The 576-nt window shown below is 48.4% G+C and carries 1 pseudogene; it reads right to left on the minus strand.

From position 1 onward, the window contains the following. Nucleotides 1–171: 171 nt before the first annotated feature. Nucleotides 172–576 (minus strand): annotated as a pseudogene (locus J7R10_RS08450) (late control protein); the annotation flags it as partial.

Raw genomic sequence — 576 nt, forward strand, 5'->3', positions numbered from 1 at the left:
ATTTTAATGTTTCCTTGTAAAGTGTATCCATAATTTTTTAACACTCTTTCATCTATAGTAGCCATCTTCTCATTGCTTCAAGTGATAAGAAGTGGCTGCGATGTTAAGAGCTCTTACATCGGACGGGTGTGTACCAAACTAGTCCCGTTGGCTGGGCAACCAGCCCAGCCTCTATTCTTTGTTGCTGTCCTTTCCCTTGTCTGGTGCTTCTAGAGTAATTTCTGTGGTGTATCCGCTTTGTTTCTCATAGCGATGGGTCACGGTTTCAGCTTTCCATGGTCCATTGATTTCACTACGGAACCCTTGAAGAAGCAGCGGTTGATCCGCCATGATTTCGGGGCGCCCTTCAAGGGACAAAGAACCACTGCCCATGCTACGGCACAGCCGGTCTGATTCTGAGGCGGCAGCAGCTAATGCCTCTTCCCTGCTGGTGTAGCAACAACGCAAACGACGCACAGGACCACTAAAGCCTGTCTGATGCTTGACTTGGCATTGTTGTCCTTGCGAGCGATCAAAGTAGGTTGATTCAACGCTGCCATATTGGGTGCGTGGCTCTAACGTGAATTCCCAACTGGA

The organism is Bartonella vinsonii subsp. berkhoffii ATCC 51672 (assembly GCF_902825225.1).
GTDB lineage: Bacteria > Pseudomonadota > Alphaproteobacteria > Rhizobiales > Rhizobiaceae > Bartonella > Bartonella berkhoffii.